Consider the following 23604-nt stretch of genomic DNA (forward strand, 5'->3'; position numbering starts at 1 on the left):
CCGATATCCTTCCCGCCGTGCCCCACCCGCCCACCGGGTCCCGCCGGGACCCCGAGCCCGACCCCCTTGCCTGGCTCACCGAGCTCGAGGGAGTGCCCTCCGCGTTCGCGGCGACGCGTGACGGGATCGACGTGATGCTCCGCGACCGCGGGCTGCGGCGGACCAGGCCGGAGCAGACCGGGGAGTCCCTGCTGCGCGGCGCCCACGCCAGTGCGGTGCTGGCCGGCTCGACGTCCTCGCCGGAGGAGGTGCGCACCGGCTCGGGTGACCCGGTCGCGCAGGCCGCGGTACGGGTGAGCACCGAGCTGCTCTCCCTCGCGCCGGTGCTGAACCGGTCGCCGGCGCAGGCCTTCGCCCGGCTGCACGCGCTCACCGGCGGCGCCTCGCCCGGCCAGCCGGTCTCGCCCGCCAAGGCCGACCGGCTGCAGTCGCTGGCCCGGACCCTGCTGGCCACCACCGCACCCGCCCTGCTGGTCGCCTCGCTGGTCCACGCTGAGCTGGTGGCGGCCGAGGCCTTCGCCGACCACAACGGGATCGTCGCGCGTGCGGCCGAGCGGCTGCTGCTGGTGTCCCGCGGCGTCGACCCGGCCTCGCTCGTCGTACCCGAGGCGGGGCATCTCGCGCTGCGGGCGGAGTACGAGTCGAACCTGCGCGGCTACCGCGACGGCGGGCGCAACGGGGTGCACTCCTGGCTGCTCTACGCGGCGCTGGCCCAGGCCAAGGGCGCCGAGGCGAGCCCGCTGCGCACCGACTGAGCCGGTGGCGAAGGACCCCACATGGATGAGCGGCACCGGGAATCTCCAGATAGCTCTGGAGATTCTCGATGCCGCTCTACACACGGAGGGTGGCTACCATGCGTGCACTGTCTAACTGTGGCCGCCGGAGGATCCGGGGGACCACGCCCTGAAAAAGGGTAGATCGCCGCGTGGGTACCGCCACCGTGTGCGTTCTTGGGTTTTCCTGCCTCCATTTGTACGCCGGGTGCCCGGGCAGCACAAGGGTGGTGGAGCCCAGTTCCGGGGATCCTCAGGCCGCGGTGCGGCGGCGCCTGGCGATCAGCCAGTACGCGGTGCCGAGCGCGGCCACCCCGCCCACCGTCAGTGCCGCCAGGGTCGGTGCGGCGGAGGGAAGGTGCATCCGGCTGCGCAGCGCGACGGGCTTGTCGAAGACCAGGATCGGCCAGCCGCGCTCGCGCGCGACCCGGCGCAGGTCCTTGTCCGGGTTGACCGCGTAGGGGTGCCCGACGGCCTCGAGCATGTGCACGTCGGTGATCGAGTCGCTGTAGGCGTAGCACCGGTCGAGGTCGTAGCCGCGCTCGTCCGCGAGCTCGCGGATCGCCTTGGCCTTGTTCTCGGCGTAGGCGTAGTAGCGGATGTCGCCGGTGTACTTGCCCTCGGCCACCTCCATCCGGGTGGCGATGACCTTGTCGGCGCCGAGCATCTCGCCGATCGGCTCGACGACCTCGGAGCCGCTGGTCGAGACGATGATCACGTCGCGCCCGGCCAGGTGATGGGTCTCGATCAGGCTGACGGCCTCGTCGTACACGAGCGGGTCGACGATGTTGTGCAAGGTGTCGGCGACGATCTCCTTGACCGTCTCGACGTCCCAGCCGGCGCACAGCTGCGACATGAACTGCCGCATCTTCTCCATCTGGTCGTGGTCGGCGCCACCGACGAGATAGACGAACTGGGCGTACGCCGAGCGCAGCACCGCACCGCGGGAGATCAGGCCACCCTCCTGGAAGACGCGGCTGAACGCCAGCGTGCTCGACCGGGCGATGATCGTCTTGTCGAGGTCGAAGAATGCTGCCGTCGGGTGGACCACCGGGCTCATGTCTTGAGTGTAGGCAGATCGGGTGATTCGCCCACGGCCTATGGCGATTTCGGCGCCGCGGGCTCGCGCTGCCCCGGCGTGGGCTGGGCCTCGCCGTGGCGCGCCAGGCTGACCGCGCCGGCCACGGCCAGGACGAACCCGGCCAACGCGACGGCCCCCCAGCCCGGGCGGGGCTGGTCGCCGAGCAGGAGCAGGCCCACCAGTGCGGGGACCACGGTCTCGCCGATGACCAGGGGTGCGGTGGCCTCGGTGACGCTGCCGCGCTGGAGTGCGATCGAGTAGGTGAGCATCGCGACCCCCCCGGCCACCACCAGCGCGTACGTCGCCGGACTCTGCAGCAGCGGGCCGACCTCGTCGAGGAGGTGCCGGGGTGCCAGGTCGCCCGGCAGCATCCGGGACGCGACCGCGGTGGCCCCGAAGGCCAGACCGGCGACGGTGCCCAGTGCCCGGGCACCCGCTGGCCCACGCAGTCGCGCGAGCGGGATCGCCGCAAGGGCCAGCACCACGGTCGTCAGCAGCACGCCCCACTGCTCGGCGTCGCTGGCCTCCACGGTGCGGTCCTCGGTGGCCGAGGCGGCCACCAGCACCAGTCCGCCGACCACGACCGTGATCCCGATCCGGTCCGCCTGCGTCAGCGGTGTCCGGAGGACCACGGCGCCCAGGAGGGCCGTGATCGCCAGGAAGCTGGCGACGATCGCCTGCACCACGAAGATCGGCAGGCTCCGGACCGCGACGAGGCTGAGCAGGAACCCGGCCCCGTCGATGCCGACGCCGGCGACGTACGTCCAGGACCGGAGCAGGCGGACCAGCAGCCGGGGATCGAGCCCTTGTACGGCGGCGGTGCGCCGCGCGGCGAGCGCCTCGAGGATCGAGCTCACGCCGTAGCAGAGCGCGGCCCCGGCGGCCGCGAGCAGCCCGAGAAGCATCACTCCACGCTACCCAGCGCTGCCACGCCGCGCCGGTGGGTGCCGCGCTGGCTCCGGGCCTGAGCCGTCGGGAGGCAGCCGGGGGACAGGCACACTGGAGGGCATGGCTCCTGTGGAGCGCGGTCGCTCGGCGGACCGGACACGCTCGTGGAGCAACGTGCTCGACGGCTGGCTCTTCGCGCTCTCGGGCGTGACCGCCATCTGGTTCGCCTACGTCCTGCTGCGCGACGGGATCCGCGACGGTCTCCCGACGCTGGTGCTGTTCCTGTTCTGGATCTTCTTCACCTACCTGGCGCTGCCGCGCCTGCACCGGATCCTCACCTCGATCTACCTGCCCGGCTACTTCGTCGGCCGCACCCGCACCCGCGACGGGTTGCTCGGCGACCCGGTGAACCTCGGGTGGCTGGGGGAGGAGGAGCAGGTGCACGGCGCGATGCTCCGGGCGGGGTGGACGCTGGCGGACCCGCTGGGGGTGCGGACCGCAGTCGGCATCGTCCGCGGCGTACTGGTCCACCGCAGCTATGCGGCCGCTCCGGTGAGTGCGCTGCAGCTCTTCGGTCGCACGCAGGACTTCGCCTACGAGCAGGAGGTCGCGGGCACACCCTGGCAGCGGCACCACATCCGGTTCTGGCGGTGTCCTGACGGATGGCTGCTCCCCGGTGGCTTCCGGGCCGACTGGCTGGCCGCGGCCACTTTCGACCGTGGCGTCGGGCTGTCCCTGTTCACCCTGCAGTTCACCCATCGCATCGAGGAGGACACCGACGTCGAACGCGACTTCGTCGTCGAGTCGGTGTGCGCCTCGGTGCCCGGGGCGGAGGTCAGCGTGATCGAGAACTTCTCTTCCGGGTACCACCATCGCAACGGCGGTGGGGACCGGATCCGCACCGACGGCGACCTTCCCATCCTCGACCTGGGACCCGTCCGGGCCCGGACCGCTCGGGCGGCCCGGGCCGCCCCCGAGCACGAAGGTCAGACGTCCGCGGTCCCGGAGCTCGTCCTCGTCGGCTCCGGCCTCGCGCTCGCCCGCGCGGCGACGTACGGCGTGGGTGCGGCCGTGTACGCGATCCGGGAGTCCGTCACCCCGACCGTGGTGGTGTTCATCGTCCTTGCTGTGTGCGAGAGCGGTCTGGCGTTCGCCGTCCTGACCGGGCGGAACTGGGCCCGGTTGCTGCTCGTCGCCGGCTGCTCGGTGACCGCGGTGGCCTCGATGGCGGTCTCCTGGACGGGCCGCCAGGAGCCGCTCGGAATGGCGCAGCTGCTCACCGCGGGCGGCAGCATCCTGGTGCTGCTGGCACTGTCCAGCCCGGAGACCCGGGACTACACCCTGGGCAGGGCCACCGGGAGGGCGACGGAGAAGGCGACCCCCAGGGCCGGGTCGGGCGCTCGCGGGGCGCCGGGGGAGCGACCGTGAGGACCCGGCGCCGCGCCCTGGTGCCGGCCGTCCTCGGGATCGGTGCCGGGCTCCTCTACGCCAACTTCGTCCTCGACCTGGTACGCCGCGGCCCGGCGAGCCTGACGCACTCGGTCAGCGAGCTGGCAGCTCCGGACGAGCCGCAGGCATGGGTGTACCGGGTGGGCGAGGTCGGGAGCGCGGCGATGACCCTCGCGCTGCTGCCGATGGCGCGCGCCGCGCTCCCGCCGGGGCCGGCACGTGAGGTGGCCACCGGCGCCACCGCCGTGTTCGCCGGTGCCACCGTGGTGGCAGGCGTCGTCCCCACGCCCTGCGGTCCGGGTCTGGCGCACGCGCTCGGCGTGCTCGACCTGCGGCCCCGTAACGACGTGCACGACGGGGCCAGCGTCGTCGGCGACGCTGCGATCTACCTCGGCGTGGCGGCGTCCTGGGTGGCAACCCGGGACCGCGGGCCCCGCTGGATCCGCCGGGCCGCGGTGACGGTGCTGCTGCTCGGGGCCGGCAGCAGCGCGGTGCACGGCTACGCGCGCCCCCACGTGGCCCGCCGCTGGGCGGGCGGCATCAGCCAGCGCGTCGACATCCTCACGATCAGCGCCTGGCTGGGCTGCCTCGGCGTGCTCGGGGCCCGGGCCCGAGCGAGCACCGTCCGGGACCGGGGACGAGCCGGATGAGTGAACCGGTCGCAGAGCACGGAGTGCGCCGCCACCTGCCGACCGACGACCGGTGGCCGGACCGGTTCGCGGCCGGCCTGTTCGCCTTCGCCGCGCTGGTGGCAGTGGCCTCGGTGGTGCCGTCCTGGCGCCGGTACTTCGAGAGGTCCACCGATCCGGTGTCCCTGCTGACCATCCCGGTCGTGCCCAGCCTGGTCTACGCCGCGCTCCTCCTGGTCACCGGCGTCGCGGTGCGCAGGCGGCTGCTCGCGGCGTGGTGGGTCGTCGTGGTCTGGTGGCTGGGCGTCCCCGAGGTCGGCAGGCTGGTCTGGCTCTACCGCGGGGAGCACGTGGCGCTGTCCGCCGTCGGGCTGGTGCTGGTGGGGGCCGTGATCGCCCTCGCTGTCCGGGTGCGCCACCAGTTCGCCGCCCGTGGCGCTCCGGGGAGCCTGTGGACGGCACTCGCCGTGTTCGTGGGCGGGGGGCTGGCGACCCTGGCGGGCGGGGCGGCGCTGGTCCGCGCCCACGGCAGCTCGAGGAGCTACCTCGACTCCATCGTCTACGTGCTGGACCAGATCCTGGTCGACGTCGGTCAGATCGGGTCCGGGCCCGGTGCCCGGCCCGGCGCCGACGCACCGTGGTGGGTGCGGCTGGTCATCGGCGTGCTCGGTGCCGTGGTCGTCCTCGGCGCCGCGACGATCCTGTTCCGGCCCCGGCGCGACACCCGCACCCTCGGCATCGCCGACGAGGCCCGCGTGCGCGGGCTGCTGCGCGACTTCGGCGAGCACGACTCCCTCGGCTACTTCGCCACCCGGCGCGACAAGGCGGTGGTCTGGGACACCGGCTCCGCCGCGTCGGCGCGGGCAGGGGTGTCCTACCGCACCGTCGGCTCGATCAGCCTGGCCAGCGGCAACCCGGTCGGCGATCCGGCGTACTGGCCGGAGGCGATCGCGCGCTGGCGTGACCAGGCCCGTGCCAACGGCTGGTCGCTGGCGGTGATGGGTCCCGGGCACGAGGGCGCCCAGGCGTACGCCGACGCGGGGCTGTCCATGCTCGACATCGGCGACGAGGCGATCGTCGACCTGACCACCTTCTCGCTCAACGGTCCCGGGATGAAGTCGGTGCGCCAGTCGGTGTCCCGGCTCCGCCGCCGGGGCTACACGACCCGGGTGCAGCGCCACGCGAGCCTCACCGAGTCCGACTTCGCCGCGCTCGACGCCGCGGCCGGCTCCTGGCGGGGGGACGGGGGCGACGAGCGCGGGTTCTCGATGGCGCTGGGCAGGCTCGCGGACCCGCTCGACGAAGCGTGCGTCCTGGTCGCGGCGTACGACGAGGACAGTGCCCTGCGCGGCTTCCTCAGCTTCGTTCCGTGGGGCCGCAAGGGATTGTCGCTCGACCTGATGCGACGGGACTCCTCCGCGGAGAACGGCCTTGTGGAACTGATGATCGCGAGCCTCGCCGAGGAGTCCTCGACGTTCGGGATCGGGCCGGTCTCGCTCAACTTCGCGATGTTCCGCGAGGCGTTCCAGCGTGGCGCCGAGCTCGGCGCCGGCCCCGTCGCCCGGCTCTGGCGGCAGGGACTGCTGCTGGCCAGCCGCAACTGGCAGCTGGAGTCGCTCTACCGCTCCAACGCCAAGTACCTCCCCGAGTGGCAGCCGCGCTACCTGGCCTACGAGTTCACCTCCGACCTGCCGCGGGTCGGGATGGCGGCAGGGAGCGCCGAGGGGTTCCTCACCGCACCCTCGATCGCGATGCTGCGCCGGCACGCGCACGCCGAGGAGGGGCTGGCGGGAGAGGGCCCGGGGCTCTCAGCCGGGGCCGAGCACGCCGCCGCCGTGCTCGCCCTGGTCCCGCCGGCTCGCGACGTCGTCGCGGAGTCCGTCTCGCCCGACCACCTGCCCGAGCAGATCCGGGTCCGGCGCGCGAAGCTCGACCGGCTCCGGGCCGAGGGGATCGACCCCTACCCGGTGACGGCACCACGCACGCACACGCTGGCGGAGATCCGCTGCCTGGTGGCCCCCGACCTCGCTGCCGACACCGAGACCGGGATCACCGTCTCCGTGGTCGGCCGGGTCCTGCTCAAGCGCGACATGGGGCACCTCGGCTTCGCCACCCTGCGCGACGGCAGCGGTGACCTCCAGGTGATGGTGGACGCCCAGCACCTTCCGGCAGACCAGCTGGCGTTCTGGGAGCACTCCATCGACCTCGGCGACCAGGTCGGCGTCACCGGCGAGGTGGTCACCACCCGTCATGGCGAGCTCTCCGTGCGTGCCGACTCGGTGCTGCTCACCAGCAAGGCGCTGCGTCCGCTGCCGGACAAGCACGAGGGGCTCACCGACCCCGACGCGCGGGTGCGGATGCGCTACGTCGACCTGATCGTGCGGCCCGACGCGCGCACCGCGGCGTACCGTCGCGCCGCCGTGGTCCGCAGCATCCGGGACTCCCTCCAGGCCCGCGGCTTCACCGAGGTCGAGACCCCGATCCTGCAGACCGTCCACGGCGGCGCGAACGCCCGGCCCTTCGAGACCCACATCAATGCCTACGACCTCGACCTCTACCTGCGGATCGCCACCGAGCTGCACCTCAAGCGGCTGCTGGTCGGCGGGATGGAGAAGGTCTTCGAGGTCGGCCGCCAGTTCCGCAACGAGGGCGCCGACTTCAAGCACAACCCGGAGTTCACCTCCCTGGAGGTCTACGAGACCTACGGCGACTACGGCACCATGCGGGTGCTGACCCAGGAGCTGATCCAGGAGGCGGCGACCGCGGTGTACGGCGAGCCGGTGGCCCGCCGGCCGGATGCCGGCGGCAAGCTCGTCGAGCACGACCTGTCGGGGCAGTGGCCGGTGAAGAGCGTCTGCGAGGCGGTCTCCGAGGCCCTGGGCGAGGAGGTCACCACCGAGACCCCGCGCAGCGTCCTGCTCGGGCACGCCGCGCGGATCGGCCTCGAGCTCGACCTCGACCCGGCCTGGGGGTTCGTGCTCGAGGAGATCTACGGGGAGCTGTGCGAGTCCAGGACCACCACGCCCGTCTTCTACACCGACTTCCCCAAGGAGAACGCGCCGCTGACCCGGCCGCACCGTCGCGACCCGCGGCTCACCGAGAAGTGGGACCTGGTCATCTTCGGCGCCGAGCAGGGCACGGCGTACTCCGAGCTGATCGACCCCGTCGACCAGCGGGAGCGGCTGGTCGCGCAGTCGCTGCTGGCGGCCGCCGGGGACGCCGAGGCGATGCAGGTCGACGAGGACTTCCTGCGTGCCCTGGAGTACGGGATGCCCCCGACGGGCGGCATGGGGCTGGGCATCGACCGGTTGGTGATGAACCTGACGGGTCTGAGCATCCGCGACACCATCCTGTTCCCGCTGGTCCGGCCGCAGCGCTGAGGCCACCGGCCAGTTCGCGTGCACAGACCCTTTCGCGGTGCCCTTCGTCCACAGGGGGCTCCGCCTCGGGTGCCTGACCGCCACTGGGAGCCGAGCATCGGGAGCATGGATGTCACCGCTCCCGCCTCCGGTCCCGTCCTCGTCTCGGCCGATCCGCTGCTGGTCGCCGACGTGCAGCGGCTGTGCGCGGCTGCCGGCGTCGTCGCGGAGGTCGTCCACGACGTGACCCACGCGATGCGGCTGTGGCGCAGCGCCTCGGTGGTGCTCGTCGGTGAGGATCGGGCCGCCTCGCTGGCTGCGCTCAGCCCGCCGCGGCGCCCCCGCGTGCACGTGCTCGGCCGGTCACCGGTGGGTGACGAGTTGTTCCGGGAGGCGCTCGGCATCGGCGCGGAGTCGGTCGCCGCCCTCCCGGCCTCCGAGACCTGGCTGGTCGAGCTGCTCACCGACGTGGGCGACGGCGGTACGGCGCCGGGGGTCACGATCGGGGTGATCGGCGGCTGCGGCGGGGCCGGCGCCACCGTGTTCGCGGCAGCGCTGGCGCAGACGGCCGCCGGCCTGGGCCGGACGCTGCTGGTCGACGCCGACCCGATCGGCGCCGGCATCGACCGGGTGCTCGGGCTCGAGGGCTCCGAGGGGATCAGGTGGGACTCGATGCTGCAGACCACCGGGCGGCTGAGCTCGCGCTCCCTGCGGGAGGCCCTGCCGCGCTCGGGTGCCCTCTCGGTGCTGACCTGGCCCACGGACCGCCCCGTGTCGCTGCAGGCCTTCGCGATGCGGGAGGTCCTCTCCGCGGGACGCCGTGGCTTCGACACCGTGGTGATCGACCTGCCCCGGCACCGCGATGCCGTGATCACGGAGACCATCGGTCGCTGCGACCACGTCCTGCTGGTCTCCACGCTGACCGTGCCGGGGGTCAGCTCGGCGGCACGGGTGGCGCACCGGCTGCCGGAGACGACACCGATCCGGCACCTGGTCACGCGTGGTGGGCGGGCAGGGGTCTCCCCGGAGTCGGTGAGCCGCCTGCTCCGGATGCCGCTGCTCGTGGCGATGGGCGACCAGCGCGGTCTCGACGAGGCGATCAACCTGGGAGCGGGGCCCGCCCGGTCCCGGCGGGGGACCCTCGCCCGGGCCGCCCGGTCGGCGGTGGACTCCCTTCTCGAGCATCCGGGGACGGCCGCGGCATGAGCGGGGCGGTCCCGGTCGAGGACCTGTCCGGGATGGTCGACGGCGTACGCGAACGCCTCGCTCGTGACGCCGCGCCGTTGACGCCCCAGCTCGTCGCCCGCGCGCTGCGGGAGCAGGGCAGGCCGGTGGGTGACGCGACGGTCCTCGCCGTGCACGACGCCCTGAGACGCGACGTCGTGGGCGCGGGCCCGCTGGAGCCGTTGCTGCGGCTCGAGGGTGTCACCGACGTCCTGGTCAACGGCGCGGACCAGGTGTGGATCGACCGTGGCGCGGGCCTGGAGCTCACCGGGATCAGCTTCGCCGACGACCAGTCTGTACGCCGCCTGGCGCAGCGTCTCGCAGCCTCCGGGAGACGCCGGCTCGACGACGCCTCGCCCCACGTGGACCTGCGGCTGCCCGACGGCTCCCGGTTCCACGCCGTGCTCGCCCCGGTCTCGCGGCCCGGGACCGTGCTGTCCCTGCGGGTCCCGCGGCAGCGGGTGTTCACGCTGGCCGAGCTGGTGCACGCGGGCGCAGTGGCCACCGAGGGTGCGGCGCTCCTCGAGCAGGTGGTGCAGCGGCGGCTCGCCTTCCTGGTCAGCGGCGGCACCGGCTCGGGCAAGACCACGCTGCTCAACGCGCTGCTCTCGCTGGTCCCCGCCGACGAACGTCTCGTCCTGGTCGAGGACGCCTCGGAGCTCCGGCCCGAGCACGCCCACGTGGTCGCCCTCGAGGCCCGACCGGCCAACATCGAGGGCGCCGGCGCCGTCACCGTGCAGACCTTGGTCCGCCAGGCACTGCGGATGCGCCCCGACCGGCTGGTGGTCGGAGAGGTCCGCGGGGCCGAGGTCGTCGACATGCTGGCCGCGATGAACACCGGCCACGAGGGTGGCTGCGCCACCGTGCACGCCAACTCGGCCGCCGACGTGCCCAGCCGGATCGAGGCGCTGGGACTGGCCGCGGGCCTGACCCGGGCGGCGACCCACAGCCAGCTGTACTCAGCCGTGGACCTGGTGATCCACCTCGGACGGGGCCGCGACGGCCGCCGCAGGGTCCGGGAGATCGGGGTGGTCACCCGGACCCGGGACGGCACGGTCGAGGTGGTCCCCGGTGTCAGCTTCGCGGCCGACGGGGCCCTGGTGGGCGGGCCGGCCCTGGACCGGTTGAGCGGGCTGGTCGAGTCGTGACCGCCGCCCCGGTCGCCGTGGGCGTCGCGGTCACGCTCGCGATGCTCTCGGTGTCCCTCCTGGTGCCCGGCTCACCCGGGATCAGGTCCGCCCCTGACCGGCCCCACCGGGCCATCTCGCCGGCGCTGGCGCTGACCGGCGGGAGCGCGGCGCTGCTGGTGCTCTGGTCATGGCTGACCCTGCAGACCTTCGTCCTGGTGGTGCTGCTCGCCGCCACGGCACTCGGGCTGCTGCGTGTCCTGCGCCGCAGCCGCGCCGACCGGGTGGCGCAGGTGCGCAGCGACCAGGTCCTGGCGGTGTGCGACTCGATCGCCTCCGACCTCGCGGCCGGCCAGCCCCCGCTGCTGAGCCTGGACCGGGCCGCTGCGTCCTGGCCGGAGTTCGCCCCGGTGTCCGCCGCGGGGCGGATTGGGGCCGATGTGCCGGCAGCCCTGCGCGAGCTCGCGGCCAGGCCCGGGGGTCGCCAGCTGCGCACCCTCGCGGCGACCTGGCAGGTGGCGCACGAGACCGGGTCCGGGCTCGCGGCGGCGGTCGGGCAGGCGGCGGAGGCGATCCGCGCGGAGCGGCGTACCGCCCGGCTCGTCGCCGCGGAGCTGGCCGCGGCCCATGCCACGGCGCGGATGCTGGCCGCGCTCCCGTTCGGGGTGCTGCTCCTCGGCGCGGGGGTCGGTGGTGATCCTGTGGGCTTCCTGGTCGGCACCGTCCCGGGCCTGGTCTGCCTCGCCCTGGGGCTCGGGCTCTCGTTCGCGGGAATGTCCTGGCTGGACCGGATCGCCGACCGGGTGCTCGGCCGATGACCTGGTGCGCCGCCGTGCTGAGCGCGGGGGTGGTGCTGCTGCTGGTCCCGCGCCGCCCGACCCTGGCCCGAGCGGGTGCAGCGCCGCCCCCAGCGGAACGGTCGCAACGCGCGGGCCTGTTGCGGTTGCGTCCCGTCCTGGCCCTGGCGGGCGCCGCCGGCGGGTGGGCGATGGTCGGCGGACCCGTGGGGGTCGCGGTCGGGGTCGGTTGCGGTGCGGCGGTGTGGGTGGTTCTCGGCCGCACCGAGGACCCGGCCGTCGTACGCCGACGCGAGCAGCTCGCCGAGGACCTGCCCGTCGGGGTGGACCTGCTCGCTGCCTGCCTCGACGCCGGCGCCGCGCCCGAGTCCGCGCTGGCCTCGGTGAGCCGGGCCCTGCCCGGGCCGGTGGGGGAGGAGTTCCTCGCGATCTACCACCGGCTCGACGTCGGCGTCGATCCCGCGGTCGTCTGGCGTTCGGTCGCCGAGGACCCCCAGCTGGCGCCCCTGGGACGCGCGGTCGGCAGGGCGCACGAGACCGGGGCGCCGGTGGGCCGCGCCGTCCACCAGCTCGCCGGTGAGCTGCGCGACCGTGCGGCGGCAGAGGTGGAGACCAGGGCGCGCGGCATCGAGGTGAAGGCGGCTGCCCCTCTCGGGCTGTGCCTGCTGCCCGCGTTCGTGCTGCTCGGGGTGGTGCCCATGGTGGTGGGTGTCTTCACCTCGATGCGCCTGTTCTGAGCCCGCGGGCCGGTCTGTCGGCCGCCACGAACCGCGCACACCCGGCCGGCGTGCGGTGGTTGTCCACCACTTCGCAAGAGCTCGTCGCCGCGACGTCCTGCGCCGCGAATCCTCAACCCCGTCAGTGAATTCTCCCGGCCAGGGTGCCGGGCAACGTCAGGAGAAAGTCATGCAGAACACCACCCTCGCCCTCGTCCAGGACCAGGACTTCGACGTCCGGGACGAGGCGGGTGCCACCACCGCGGAGTACGCCACCGTCACGGGCTGCGGCGTCGGCTTCGCTGCCGTGCTGTTCAAGTTCCTCACCAGCGACGCGGGTCAGCAGCTGATCAAGCTGATCTTCAACGCCATCAAGGCCCTCCTGCCCTTCTGAGGTTCCTCCCCGGCCCGTTCCGGGCCGTTTCTCCGGCCCCCTCGATGAGGGCCGTCGACCGACCGGCGGGGTGGGATGGGCTGCCCGCCCCGCCGGTCGCACCACCGAGACCGGGACACCGGTGAACTGAGAGGAGGAGCCCATGGAGCGACGGCGGGAGGAAGGCGCCGTGACGGCCGAGACGGCGACGGCACTACCGGTGCTCGTGCTGTTCACGCTCTCGATGGCCTGGCTGGTCAGCATCGGGATCACCCAGGTGCGGGCCCTGGACGCCGCTCGCGAGTCGGCGCGGGCGGCGGCCCGCTCGGAGAGCGACGGCGTGGCGGTCGCCCTGGGGAGGCAGGTCGCAGCCCCCGGGTCGCGGATCGCTGTCACTCGTCGTGACGGGACCGTCGTGGTCCGGGTCAGCAGCCCGGTGTCCGGGCCCGCAGGGCTGTTCCGGCGTCTCGGACCGGTCGAGGTCGAAGCGCGGGCAGTGGCGGCGGAGGAGCCGTCGCGATGACTTCGGCGGGCCAGGTCGGCCGGCGCCGGGAGGACGGTGCCGGGACCGTGTTGACGGTGGCGATGATCGGGGTGCTGGTCACCGTGACCGTGGCCACCACCGGCGTCGTCGGTGTGATCGCGGGACACCGGCGCGCCCAGGCGGCGGCCGACCTCGCCGCCCTCGCTGCGGCCTCCGCCTTGCAGGACGGCCAGGACGCCTGCCGCCGGGCAGGCTCGATCGCCCGCAGCAACGGCGCTGACCTGCGTGGCTGCACCGTCGAGGGGTGGCAGGTCGCGGTGGAGGTGGTCTTCGAGGGAGTGCGGCTGCCGGGCGCGGCGATGGGGCTCGAGGCGCGTGGACGGGCCGGCCCGGTCAGTGCGCTGCCGGAGACGCCGTGAGGCCAGGGGCGTCTGTGGCGGGACGCCTCAGCGGTCGTCGCGGACGATGTCGTCGTGGCTGTCGCGCTCGTCGCGCTTGTAGGCGTCCAGCTTGTCGCTGAGCTCGCTGACCTTCTTGCGGTCCGCGCGACGGGCGGCGGCGCGCTTGGCGGCGGTGCGGAACATGCCGAGGCTGAGCACGAACAGCAGCAGGGTGCCCATCCCGGCGAAGAACACCAGCGACGTCGGACCTTCGACGTTGAAGGCTCCCAGGTCGACGAGGGTGGGCTCGTTGCCGCCGAAGAGGGCAGCGATCACCAGCAGGACGGCAATGATCAAGACGATGAGGGCGGCGACGAACACGGGGAGTTCCTCTCGAGAAGCGGTCTGCTCGACCCTAGTGGTCCGGGACGCCCGGAGCGCTCATCAACAGGAGGTCGAGCAGGACAATCGCGCCCGACTTGTCGAGCGGGTTGTTCTGGTTGCCGCACTTGGGTGACTGGACGCACGACGGACAGCCCTCCGCGCACCCGCACGAGGCGATCGCCTCCCGGGTGGCGCGGAGCCACTCGGCCGCGGCGTGGAAGCCCCGCTCCGCGAACCCCGCCCCGCCCGGGTGGCCGTCGTGGACGAACACGGTGAGCTTGCCCGTGTCGGCGTGCAGTGCGGTGGAGACCCCGCCGATGTCCCAGCGGTCGCAGGTCGCGAACAGTGGGAGCAACCCGATCGAGGCGTGCTCGGCGGCGTGCGCCGCGCCGGGAAGGTCGGCCTCGGCGAGCGCCGACTCGGCGAGCACGTCGTCGGGGAGCGTCCACCAGACCGCGGTGGTCTGCAGCACCCGCTCCGGGAGATCGAGCGGCTCCTCGCCGATGACCTCCCCGCTGGGCACAGACCGCTTCAGGAACGAGACCACCTGGTGGGTTACCTTGACGCTGCCCAGACTGAGCCGTGCTCGGCCCCACGCGACGCTGGCGCGCTCGTCGAGGATCTCGATGTCGGTGATCTCCCGGGCCGAGGTCGAGTAGTCGGGCGCAGCCCGCTCGACGATCGCGACCGACTCGTCGAGGTCGAGCTCGGTGACCAGCCAGGTCTCGCCCTGGTGGAGGTAGACCGCTCCCGCGTGGGCGGTGCCGTGGGAGGAGGAGTGGTCGACGGTGCCGAGCACGCGACCGGTGTCGGACTCCACCAGCCGGACCGGCGTACCTCCACTGGAGCGGATGTCGGCCAGGTCGCTGGCGCGTCGCCGGTCGGTCCAGAACCAGCCGTGGGGCCGGCGGCGCAGCAGCCCGCCCTCGGTGAGCGCGTCCACGGCGGTCCGGGAGCCCGGGCCGAAGAGGGGCAGATCCGCCACGGTCAGGGGGCTCTCGGAGGCTGCCGCGCACAGGTGCGGCCCCAGGACGTAGGGGTTGTCCGGGTCGAAGACGTTGGCCTCGACCGGTTGCCCCAGCAGCGCCTCGGGGTGGTTGACCAGGTAGGTGTCCAGCGGGTCGTCGCGGGCCACCATCACCCCCAGCGCGTCACGCGCGCCCCGGCCGGCCCGACCCACCTGCTGCCACAACGCCGCCCTGGTGCCGGGGAAGCCGGCCAGCAGCACGGCGTCGAGGCCGCTGATGTCGATGCCGAGCTCGAGGGCGTTGGTGGCGGCCAGCCCGAGCAGCCGGCCTGACCGCAGTGACTCCTCGAGCTCGCGACGCTCCTCGGGCAGGTAGCCCCCGCGGTACGCCGCCACCTGGCCGACCAGGCTCGCGTCGACCTCGCCCAGCAGGCGCCGGGCGGTCAGCGCCACCGTCTCGGCCCCCCGCCGAGACCGGACGAAGGCCAGGGTCCGCACCCGCTCGACGACCAGGTCGGTGAGCAGGTCGGCCACCTCGCTGGTCGCGGAGCGGCGTACCGGCGCACCGTTCTCGCCGTGGCCGGGCACGAACGGTGGCTCCCACAGCGCCAGGGCCACGCGGCCCCGCGGGGAGCCGTCCTCGGTGACCGAGGCCACGTCGAGCCCGGTCAGCCGGCCCGCCGAGAGCTCCGGCTCCGCGACCGTGGCCGAGGCCAGCACGAAGGTGGGGTGTGCGCCGTACAGCGCCGCCACCCGGCGCAGCCGCCGGATGATCTGGGCCACGTGGGCGCCGAAGACCCCGCGGTAGTGGTGGCACTCGTCGATCACCACGTAACGCAGGGAGGCGAAGAACCGCGACCAGCGGGCGTGTCCCGGCAGCAGCGAGTGGTGCAGCATGTCGGGGTTGGTGAGGACGTACTCCGCGTGGTCGCGGGTCCACTCCCGCATCTCGGGGGTGGAGTCGCCGTCGTGGGTGCCGCAGCGCAGGTCGGGCAGGCCGAGCCGCCGCAGGGCCGCCAGCTGGTCCTGGGCGAGCGCCTTGGTCGGAGCGAGGTAGAGCACGCTCGCGCCGCGCTGACCCTTCGGCCCGCGGCTCGACTCGATCGCCTGCAGCCCGGGCAGCAGGTAGCACAGCGACTTCCCCGAGGAGGTGCCCGTGGACACCACGGTGTGCTGCCCGGAGTGGGCCAGGTCGGCCGCCGCACGCTGGTGGGACCACGGACTGAGCACGCCGACCCGCTCGAACGCCTGCTGGACGGGGGCGTCGAGCCAAGTGGGCCAGCCCGCCTCACGGGCCGGCCGTGAGGGGCTCACCTCGAGGTGCAGCAGGCTGTCGCCACGACCGGGCGCACCGCCCAGTCGGCCCATCAGTGTCTCGAGATCCATCACCTGCACGCAGCCAGTGTTCCAGCGGGGTGTGACGGTCGGCCCCCGGCGTGGCCGCGGGCATGGTTGAATACCCACGTCTGAACGCAAGTGCAAGGGCGGGGGCCGGGCTTGGTCCCATCCCTGCTCGGAGGAGTGACCGTGGATCTTTCGCTGCAGACCCGTGAGGTCGACAGCCGCACGATCGTTGTCGTGGGCGGCGAAATCGACGTCTACACCGCTCCCAAGCTCCGGGACAAGATCACCGAGCTGGTCGGTGCGGGCCATCACGACCTCGTCATCGACATGGAGGCGGTGGACTTCCTCGACTCCACCGGGCTCGGTGTCCTCGTCGGCGGGCTGAAGAAGGTCCGCGCCCACGACGGGTCGATGGAGCTGATCTGCTCCCAGGACCGGCTGCTGAAGATCTTCCGGATCACCGGGCTGGCCAAGGTGTTCACCATCCACGAGTCGGAGTCCTCGGCGCTCGGCGCCTGACCCTCCGCTCCGCCCGCCCTCTCGGGACCCACTCCCCGTCTCTCCCCGGGGAGTGTTGCGACACGCCCTAGGTTGGCGCGTGTGTGAGCCTTGTCACTGTGTTGGGCCGCGCGGCACGTAGACTCCGCGGCGGTCACTACTGACAACCCCGAGGAGACACATGACCGGGCTTCCCGCTGTCGTGGACCTCGAAGGTGCCAACTTCGTTCTGGTCATCGTCGTCGCCGTGATCGCGCTCGTCGCGCTCGCGCTGGCCGCGATGTTCCGCAACGAGGTGCTGGCTGCCGACGAGGGCACCGACAACATGAAGAACATCGCGCACGCGGTGCAGGAAGGCGCCAACGCCTACCTCACCAGGCAGTTCCGCACGCTCGGCATCTTCGCCGCCATCGCGTTCGTGGCCCTGCTGGCGCTCCCCGCCGACGACGTCGCCGTCCGGATCGGCAGGTCGATCTTCTTCCTGGTCGGTGCCGGGTTCTCCGCGGCGGTCGGCTACCTGGGCATGTCGCTCGCGGTGAAGGCCAACCTCCGGGTGGCGGCAGCCGCGAACAGCCAGGGTCGTGACCCCGCGATGAAGATCGGCTTCCGGACCGGCGCCATGGTGGGCATGCTCACCGTGGGGCTCGGCCTGCTGGGCGCGAGCATCGTGGTCCTCCTGTTCAAGGACGAGGCCCCGCACGTCCTCGAGGGCTTCGGCTTCGGCGCAGCGCTGCTGGCCATGTTCATGCGTGTCGGCGGCGGCATCTTCACCAAGGCGGCCGACGTCGGCGCCGACCTCGTGGGCAAGGTCGAGAACAACATCCCCGAGGACGACCCGCGCAACGCCGCGACGATCGCCGACAACGTGGGCGACAACGTCGGTGACTGCGCCGGCATGGCAGCCGACCTGTTCGAGTCGTACGCCGTGACGCTGGTCGCCGCTCTCATCCTCGGTTCGCAGGCCTTCGGTGACGCCGGCCTGGTCTACCCGCTGATGATCCCGGCGATCGGGGCGCTGACCGCCGTGCTCGGTGTCTACATCACCACCCCGCGTCCGGGTGAGAACGGCCTGACCACGATCAACCGGGCCTTCTACATCTCCGCCGCCGTCGGTGCCGTGGCCTCGGTCATCGCCTCCTACATCTACCTCCCGGGCAGCTTCGCCGACTTCGACAACGTGATGGGCACCGACATGACCGGTGCCGAGGGCGATCCCCGCCTGATCGCGTCGGCCGCAGTGGTGATCGGCATCGTGATGGCCGCCGGCATCCTCGCGCTCACCGGCTACTTCACCGGCACCGAGTACAAGCCGGTCAAGGACGTCGGCAAGACCTCCCTGACCGGGGCCGCCACCGTGATCCTGAGCGGTCTCTCCGTCGGCTTCGAGTCGGCCGTCTACACCACGCTGGTGATCGGCGCCGCTGTGTTCGGGGCGTTCCTCCTCGGTGGCGCCACCCTGACCGTCTCGCTGTTCGCGGTGGCACTGGCCGGCTGCGGCCTGCTCACCACGGTCGGCGTGATCGTGGCGATGGACACCTTCGGCCCGGTCTCCGACAACGCCCAAGGGATCGCCGAGATGTCCGGCGACGTCAGCCCCGAGGGCGCCCAGATCCTCACCGAGCTGGACGCGGTCGGCAACACCACCAAGGCGATCACCAAGGGCATCGCGATCGCCACGGCCGTGCTGGCGGCGACCGCGCTGTTCGGCTCCTACTCCACCTCGGTGGTCGAGGCGCTGCAGGACGCAAACCCCACGGACAAGGAGCTCGCGGGCCTGAGCTTCGCCGTGTTCAACCCCGGCGTCCTGGTCGGCGTGCTCCTCGGAGCGGCCGTGGTGTTCATGTTCTCCGGTCTCGCGATCAACGCCGTGGGCCGTGCCGCCGGTGCGGTCGTCTACGAGGTCCGTCGCCAGTTCCGCGACATCCCCGGGATCATGGAGGGCACCGGCCGTCCCGAGTACGGCAAGGTCGTCGACATCGTCACCAAGGACTCGCTGCGCGAGCTGGTCACCCCGGGCCTGCTGGCCGTGCTGGCTCCGATCGCGGTCGGGTTCGGCCTCGGCGTCACAGCCCTCGCCGGCTTCCTGGCCGGCGCGATCGGCACCGGCACCCTGATGGCGGTCTTCCTGGCCAACTCCGGTGGTGCCTGGGACAACGCCAAGAAGCTGGTGGAGGACGGTCACCACGGTGGCAAGGGCTCCGCCGCGCACGAGGCGACGATCATCGGCGACACCGTCGGTGACCCGTTCAAGGACACCGCCGGCCCGGCGATCAACCCGCTGATCAAGGTGATGAACCTGGTCTCGCTGCTGATCGCCAGCGCCGTGGTCTCGATGAGCCTCGGGGACGACCAGAACGACGTCCTCCGCGTGCTGATCGCCCTGGTCGCGGTGGCGATCATCGTGGTCGCGGTGGTGATCTCCAAGCGTCGCGGCAACGTGATGACCGACGAGGCACCGGCCCCCAACCAGTCCGCCGCCTGACGTCCCGCTCCAGCACGCTGAGCGGGCACGAACGATCCGCCGTACGACGTCGACCGGGCACTTCTGTTCCGCAGGAGTGCCCGGTCGCGTGCTACCGCGGGACGTTGGTGCCCGGTCGGCGGATAGCGTTCAGGGGTGATCCAGGATGACTGAGCCCACCTCCCGACCTTCCTCTTCATCACCCGGGTCCTCGTCCGGGCTGGCCTCGCGGTTGCGGGAGGCGCTGGTGGCCGTGGACTTCACCTACGACGCCGTCGCCGCCCTGCTCGGTACGACGGCGCACGCGGCCCTGTCGCGCAACGAGACCCTGCCCGGCCTGCGGGCCACCGCAGGCGGGACCCCGGTCGAGACGCTGACCCGGCTGTGGCTGCTCCAGGCGCCGGTACCGGTGCGCGAGGTGGAGCGAGCGCTGCCGGGCCTGCTCGACCCGCTGTGCAACGCCGGCATGCTCGAGCGCTCCGTCGGTGAGGTGCGCGCCCGGGTCGACGTACGCCCCTACGCCTCCGACGACCTCGACCTGTGGGTGACCAGCGACCTCACGCCCGGTCTCGACGGGCGACCGGCGCTGGTCGGCACCGACCACGTCCTCGGGATCAGCTCAGCGGCCACCTCGCTGGCCCAGCTGACCGTGCGCGAGCCCGTCGGACGCTCCCTGGACCTCGGGACCGGCTGCGGCGTCCAGGCGCTGCACCTCGCGGCCCACTCCGGGCAGGTGGTGGCCACCGACGTGAACCGCAGGGCGCTGCGGCTGACCCGGTTCAACGCGGAGCTCAACGGCCTCGCCGCCCGGATCGACGTCCGCGAGGGCAGCTACTTCGAGCCGGTGGCCGGGGAGCTGTTCGACCTGGTCGCCACCAACCCGCCCTTCGTGATCTCCCCGGGCACCGGGGAGCGGCTGGTCTACCGCGACTCCGGGCTCCCCGGCGACCGCGTCGTGGAGGACATCGTCCGGGCCGTCCCGCGTTTCCTCGCCGAGGGCGGCACCGGCCAGGTCCTGGCCAACTGGATGGTGCTGCGCGACCAGCCGTGGGACGAGCGGCTGGCGACCTGGATCCAGGACTGCGACGCCTGGGTGGTCCAGCGCGAGGTCGTCGACCTGCCCACCTACGTCGAGCTCTGGCTCAAGGACGCGGGACTGCACGGGTCGCCGGACTACCACCGGCGCTACGACACCTGGCTGTCCTGGTTCGAGGAGCAGGGTGCCGAGGCGGTGGGCTTCGGCTGGATCAACCTGCGCAAGCTCTCCGCCGGCGCGGGGGTGCAGCCGACGCTGCGCCTGGAGGACTGGCCCTATGACGTCGAGCAGCCCATCGGGCCCGAGGTCACTGCCCTGTTCGACCGCACGGCCGCGTTGCGCGACCTCGACGACGACGCGCTCGGAGCCACCCACCTCGTGGCCCGCGCCGACCTGCGCCAGGAGTCGTACGGCGCACCCGGTGCCGCCGACCCGCAGGAGATCGTGCTCCGCCAGCAGCGGTGGACCCGGCGCGCCCGTCAGGTCGACACCGTCGAGGCGGCGCTGGTCGGCGCCTGCGACGGCGAGCTGTCGGTGGTCCAGGTCCTCGACGCGCTGGCCTATCTCCTCGAGCAGGACGGTGAGCAGGTGCGGACCACCTACCTTCCCGTGGTGCGCGCGCTCGTCACCGAGGGGTTCCTCGAGCTGCCCACCGCGGCGGTCGAGGACGCATCACCGCTGCTCCACTAGGTGGCGGTGCGTAGCGTGGTCGGGGTGCGTGTCCCGCACTGAACAGACCAGTGGCCCTCACGTGGCCCCTACGGGGCCTTCGAGGCCACGACTGGACAGGGACTGGGCGGGGTGTGCAACAGCGTTGCCCAGACGCGCTACCTTGACGGGGCTCGAGGCTGCCGCACCGGCCCTCGGGGATCGACCGCAGGCAAAGGACTAACCAACAAGTGGCACACAAGCTCGTCATCGTCGAGTCACCGGCCAAGGCCCGCACCATCGCGGGATACCTCGGCCGGGGCTACGTCGTGGAGTCCTCCATCGGACACATCCGCGACCTCCCGCAGAGCGCCGCGGACATCCCGGCCAAGCTGAAGGGCGAGTCCTGGGCGCGCCTCGGCGTCGACGTAGACCACGACTTCGAGCCGGTGTACGTGGTCTCCCGCGACAAGAAGTCCCACATGACCAAGCTCAAGGGACTGCTCAAGGACGCCGACGAGCTCTACCTCGCCACCGATGAGGACCGCGAGGGCGAGGCGATCGCCTGGCACCTCTTCGACGAGCTCAAGCCCAAGGTGCCCGTGCACCGGATGGTGTTCCACGAGATCACGCCCAGCGCGATCCAGGCGGCCGTGGAGAGCCCGCGCGAGATCGACATGGACCTCGTCGAGGCCCAGGAGGCCCGACGGATCCTCGACCGCCTCTACGGCTACGAGGTCAGCCCGGTGCTGTGGCGCAAGGTGATGTCCGGCCTCTCCGCCGGCCGCGTCCAGTCGGTCGCCACCCGGCTGGTCGTCGACCGCGAGCGGGAGCGGATGAAGTTCCGCGTCGCGTCGTACTGGGACCTCGAGGCCACCTTCGACGCCGGCGAGAAGCACGAGCAGCGGATGTTCCCGGCCAAGCTGCACTCGATCGACGAGACCCGGGTGGCCCGCGGCAGCGACTTCGGCCCCGACGGCGAGCTGAAGTCCACCGGCAAGCAGGTCGTCCACCTCACCAAGACCCGCGCCGAGGCGCTGGCCGAGGCCCTGCACGACACCGAGTTCGCGGTGCGCTCGGTGGAGTCCAAGCCCTACACGCGCAAGCCCTACGCCCCGTTCCGTACGACGACGCTGCAGCAGGAGGCCAGCCGCAAGATGGGCTACGGCGCCTCCCGGACGATGTCGATCGCCCAGCGGCTCTACGAGAACGGCTACATCACCTACATGCGTACCGACTCCACGACGCTCTCGGAGACGGCCGTCAACGCAGCGCGCTCGCAGGCCCGGGACCTGTACGGCGCGGAGTACATCCCCGACGCCCCCCGCACCTACACCTCCAAGGTGAAGAACGCCCAGGAGGCGCACGAGGCGATCCGCCCGGCCGGTGACTCGTTCCGTACGCCGGCCCAGACCGGCCTGACCGGTGACGAGTTCCGGCTCTACGAGCTGATCTGGATGCGCACGATCGCCTCGCAGATGAAGGACGCCGTCGGCAACTCCGTGACGATCCGTCTCGGCGGAGCCGCCCGCACCGGCGAGGACGTCGTGTTCTCCGCCAGTGGTCGCGTGATCACGTTCCACGGGTTCCTCAAGGCCTACGTGGAGGGCAGCGACGACGCCGACGCCGCCCGGGACGACCAGGAGACCCGGCTGCCCAACGTCGCCGAGGGCGACTCGGTCAGCGCCGCGAACATCCGCGCCGAGGGCCACTCGACCAAGCCGCCGTCGCGCTACACCGAGGCCACGCTGATCAAGGAGCTCGAGGAGCGCGAGATCGGCCGCCCCTCGACGTACGCCTCGATCATCGGCACGATCCTCAACCGCGGCTACGTCTACAAGAAGGGGACCGCTCTGGTCCCCGCCTGGCTGGCGTTCTCGGTCGTCCGGCTGCTCGAGGAGCACTTCTCCCGGCTGGTGTCCTACGAGTTCACCGCCACGATGGAGGACGTGCTCGACGACATCGCCGGTGGGCGCCGCGACCGGATCACCGAGCTCGGCGAGTTCTACTTCGGCACCGGCGACGTCGAGGGCCTCAAGAAGCTCGTCTCCGAGCTCGGGGAGATCGACGCCAAGGAGCTCGCGACCTTCCCGGTCGGCGGGCCCGACAGCGGCGTACACCTCCGCGTGGGCAAGTACGGTCCCTATCTCGAGGGTCCCGGCGAGGACGGCACCCCGTTCGCGGTCAAGGCGAACGTGCCCGACGACCTCCCGCCGGACGAGCTCACCCTGGACAAGGCCAAGGAGCTGCTGGCCAGCCCTGCGGGTGAGGAGATCCCGCTCGGGACGCACCCGGAGACCGGGCTGGAGGTCGTGGCCAAGAACGGCCGCTACGGCCCCTACGTGACCGAGCTGCTGCCCGAGGACGCGCCCAAGAACGCCAAGCCCCGCACCGGCTCGCTGTTCAAGGACATGTCGCTGGAGACGATCGACCTGGCCCAGGCGGTCAAGCTGCTCTCGCTCCCGCGGGTGGTCGGCAAGGACGCCGAGGGCGTCGAGATCACCGCGCAGAACGGCCGCTACGGGCCCTACCTGAAGAAGGGCACCGACTCGCGCTCCCTGGAGAGCGAGGACCAGCTGTTCACGATCACCGAGGAGCAGGCGCTCGCGATCTACGCCCAGCCCAAGCAGCGTGGCCGTGCCGCGGCCGCCCCGCCGCTCAAGGAGCTCGGCAACGACCCCGTCTCCGGCGCGCCGGTCGTGGTCAAGGCCGGTCGCTTCGGCGAGTACGTCACCGACGGCGAGTACAACGCGACGCTGCGCAAGGAGGACTCGGTCGAGTCCATCACGATCGCGCGCGCCGCCGAGCTGCTCGCCGAGCGCCGCGCGAAGGGCCCGGCCAAGAAGGCGGCCAAGCGCGGGGCGAAGAAGGCACCCGCCAAGAAGGCCGCGAAGAAGACGACCGCCAAGAAGTCGACCAAGAAGGTGGCGGCGAAGAAGAGCTGACCCGCCGGTCGGCCCCGGCCCGCACATTTGTTGGGTTGTGA

19 protein-coding genes are annotated in these 23604 nt (G+C 72.4%); 15 read left to right on the forward strand and 4 right to left on the reverse strand.

Annotation, left to right across the window (positions count from 1 at the left end; genetic code table 11):
- Positions 1–17 precede the first annotated feature (17 nt).
- Positions 18–755, forward strand: coding sequence for a Fic family protein (locus tag AC4BGC_RS19220; RefSeq protein ID WP_490557158.1), 738 nt, complete (start codon positions 18–20; stop codon positions 753–755).
- Positions 756–1026: 271 nt separating this feature from the next.
- Here the strand turns inward: AC4BGC_RS19220 and AC4BGC_RS19225 are convergent, their stop codons facing one another.
- Both AC4BGC_RS19225 and AC4BGC_RS19230 read right to left on the reverse strand, forming a co-directional pair.
- A complete protein-coding gene (locus AC4BGC_RS19225) occupies positions 1027–1833 on the reverse strand; it encodes an HAD family hydrolase (RefSeq protein ID WP_490549070.1) in 807 nt (268 codons plus the stop codon).
- 38 nt (positions 1834–1871) lie between these two features.
- The gene (locus tag AC4BGC_RS19230; RefSeq protein WP_490557159.1) at positions 1872–2759 is read right to left on the reverse strand and encodes a DMT family protein; all 888 of its coding nucleotides are present in this window, start codon (positions 2757–2759) and stop codon (positions 1872–1874) included.
- Between the two features lie 103 nt (positions 2760–2862).
- Between AC4BGC_RS19230 and AC4BGC_RS19235 the strand changes: the two genes are divergently transcribed.
- The 10 genes from AC4BGC_RS19235 (at position 2863) to AC4BGC_RS19280 (ending at position 13319) form a co-directional block, all read left to right on the forward strand.
- Positions 2863–4170 carry an LssY C-terminal domain-containing protein gene (locus tag AC4BGC_RS19235; RefSeq protein WP_490557160.1) on the forward strand — a complete coding sequence of 436 codons (1308 nt, stop codon included), beginning with the start codon at positions 2863–2865 and terminating at the stop codon, positions 4168–4170.
- Positions 4167–4841 carry a DUF998 domain-containing protein gene (locus AC4BGC_RS19240; RefSeq protein WP_490557161.1) on the forward strand — a complete coding sequence of 225 codons (675 nt, stop codon included), beginning with the start codon at positions 4167–4169 and terminating at the stop codon, positions 4839–4841. Before AC4BGC_RS19235 ends, AC4BGC_RS19240 begins: the two co-directional genes overlap by 4 nt.
- On the forward strand, positions 4838–8200 hold the full coding sequence (gene lysX / locus AC4BGC_RS19245; protein ID WP_490557162.1) for a bifunctional lysylphosphatidylglycerol synthetase/lysine--tRNA ligase LysX: 3363 nt from the start codon (positions 4838–4840) through the stop codon (positions 8198–8200). Before AC4BGC_RS19240 ends, lysX begins: the two co-directional genes overlap by 4 nt.
- Positions 8201–8305: 105 nt before the next feature.
- A complete protein-coding gene (ssd, locus tag AC4BGC_RS19250) occupies positions 8306–9385 on the forward strand; it encodes a septum site-determining protein Ssd (protein WP_490557163.1) in 1080 nt (359 codons plus the stop codon).
- Positions 9382–10551 carry a TadA family conjugal transfer-associated ATPase gene (locus AC4BGC_RS19255; RefSeq protein ID WP_490557164.1) on the forward strand — a complete coding sequence of 390 codons (1170 nt, stop codon included), beginning with the start codon at positions 9382–9384 and terminating at the stop codon, positions 10549–10551. Before ssd ends, AC4BGC_RS19255 begins: the two co-directional genes overlap by 4 nt.
- Positions 10548–11348, forward strand: a complete 801-nt coding sequence (locus AC4BGC_RS19260; RefSeq protein WP_490557165.1) for a type II secretion system F family protein — start codon at positions 10548–10550, stop codon at positions 11346–11348. Before AC4BGC_RS19255 ends, AC4BGC_RS19260 begins: the two co-directional genes overlap by 4 nt.
- Positions 11345–12064, forward strand: a complete 720-nt coding sequence (locus AC4BGC_RS19265; protein WP_490557166.1) for a type II secretion system F family protein — start codon at positions 11345–11347, stop codon at positions 12062–12064. The genes AC4BGC_RS19260 and AC4BGC_RS19265 overlap by 4 nt, the downstream gene beginning before the upstream one ends.
- Before the next feature lie 169 nt (positions 12065–12233).
- Entirely contained in the window at positions 12234–12437 is a 204-nt protein-coding gene (locus tag AC4BGC_RS19270; protein ID WP_490549057.1) for a DUF4244 domain-containing protein, read from the forward strand.
- 142 nt (positions 12438–12579) lie between these two features.
- Positions 12580–12939, forward strand: a complete 360-nt coding sequence (locus AC4BGC_RS19275; protein ID WP_490549056.1) for a TadE family type IV pilus minor pilin — start codon at positions 12580–12582, stop codon at positions 12937–12939.
- Positions 12936–13319, forward strand: a complete 384-nt coding sequence (locus AC4BGC_RS19280) for an Rv3654c family TadE-like protein (protein ID WP_490549055.1) — start codon at positions 12936–12938, stop codon at positions 13317–13319. Before AC4BGC_RS19275 ends, AC4BGC_RS19280 begins: the two co-directional genes overlap by 4 nt.
- A 27-nt stretch (positions 13320–13346) precedes the next feature.
- Here AC4BGC_RS19280 and AC4BGC_RS19285 read toward each other — a convergent pair whose 3' ends face one another.
- Both AC4BGC_RS19285 and AC4BGC_RS19290 read right to left on the reverse strand, forming a co-directional pair.
- Entirely contained in the window at positions 13347–13661 is a 315-nt protein-coding gene (locus AC4BGC_RS19285; protein WP_490549054.1) for a hypothetical protein, read from the reverse strand.
- A gap of 34 nt (positions 13662–13695) precedes the next feature.
- Positions 13696–16017: a DEAD/DEAH box helicase gene (locus AC4BGC_RS19290; protein WP_490557167.1), complete on the reverse strand. Its 2322-nt coding sequence runs from the start codon at positions 16015–16017 to the stop codon at positions 13696–13698.
- Positions 16018–16158: 141 nt separating this feature from the next.
- Here AC4BGC_RS19290 and AC4BGC_RS19295 point away from each other — a divergent pair, with 141 nt between their 5' ends.
- The 4 genes from AC4BGC_RS19295 (at position 16159) to topA (ending at position 23563) form a co-directional block, all read left to right on the forward strand.
- The gene (locus AC4BGC_RS19295; RefSeq protein WP_490557168.1) at positions 16159–16494 is read left to right on the forward strand and encodes an STAS domain-containing protein; all 336 of its coding nucleotides are present in this window, start codon (positions 16159–16161) and stop codon (positions 16492–16494) included.
- A 160-nt stretch (positions 16495–16654) separates the two neighbouring features.
- Positions 16655–18955, forward strand: a complete 2301-nt coding sequence (locus AC4BGC_RS19300) for a sodium-translocating pyrophosphatase (RefSeq protein WP_490549051.1) — start codon at positions 16655–16657, stop codon at positions 18953–18955.
- 145 nt (positions 18956–19100) lie between these two features.
- Entirely contained in the window at positions 19101–20660 is a 1560-nt protein-coding gene (locus tag AC4BGC_RS19305; RefSeq protein ID WP_490557169.1) for a DUF7059 domain-containing protein, read from the forward strand.
- Between the two features lie 209 nt (positions 20661–20869).
- Positions 20870–23563, forward strand: a complete 2694-nt coding sequence (gene topA, locus AC4BGC_RS19310) for a type I DNA topoisomerase (RefSeq protein ID WP_490557170.1) — start codon at positions 20870–20872, stop codon at positions 23561–23563.
- Positions 23564–23604: the final 41 nt, after the last annotated feature.

The organism is Nocardioides sp. Z38_18, from assembly GCF_058215695.1.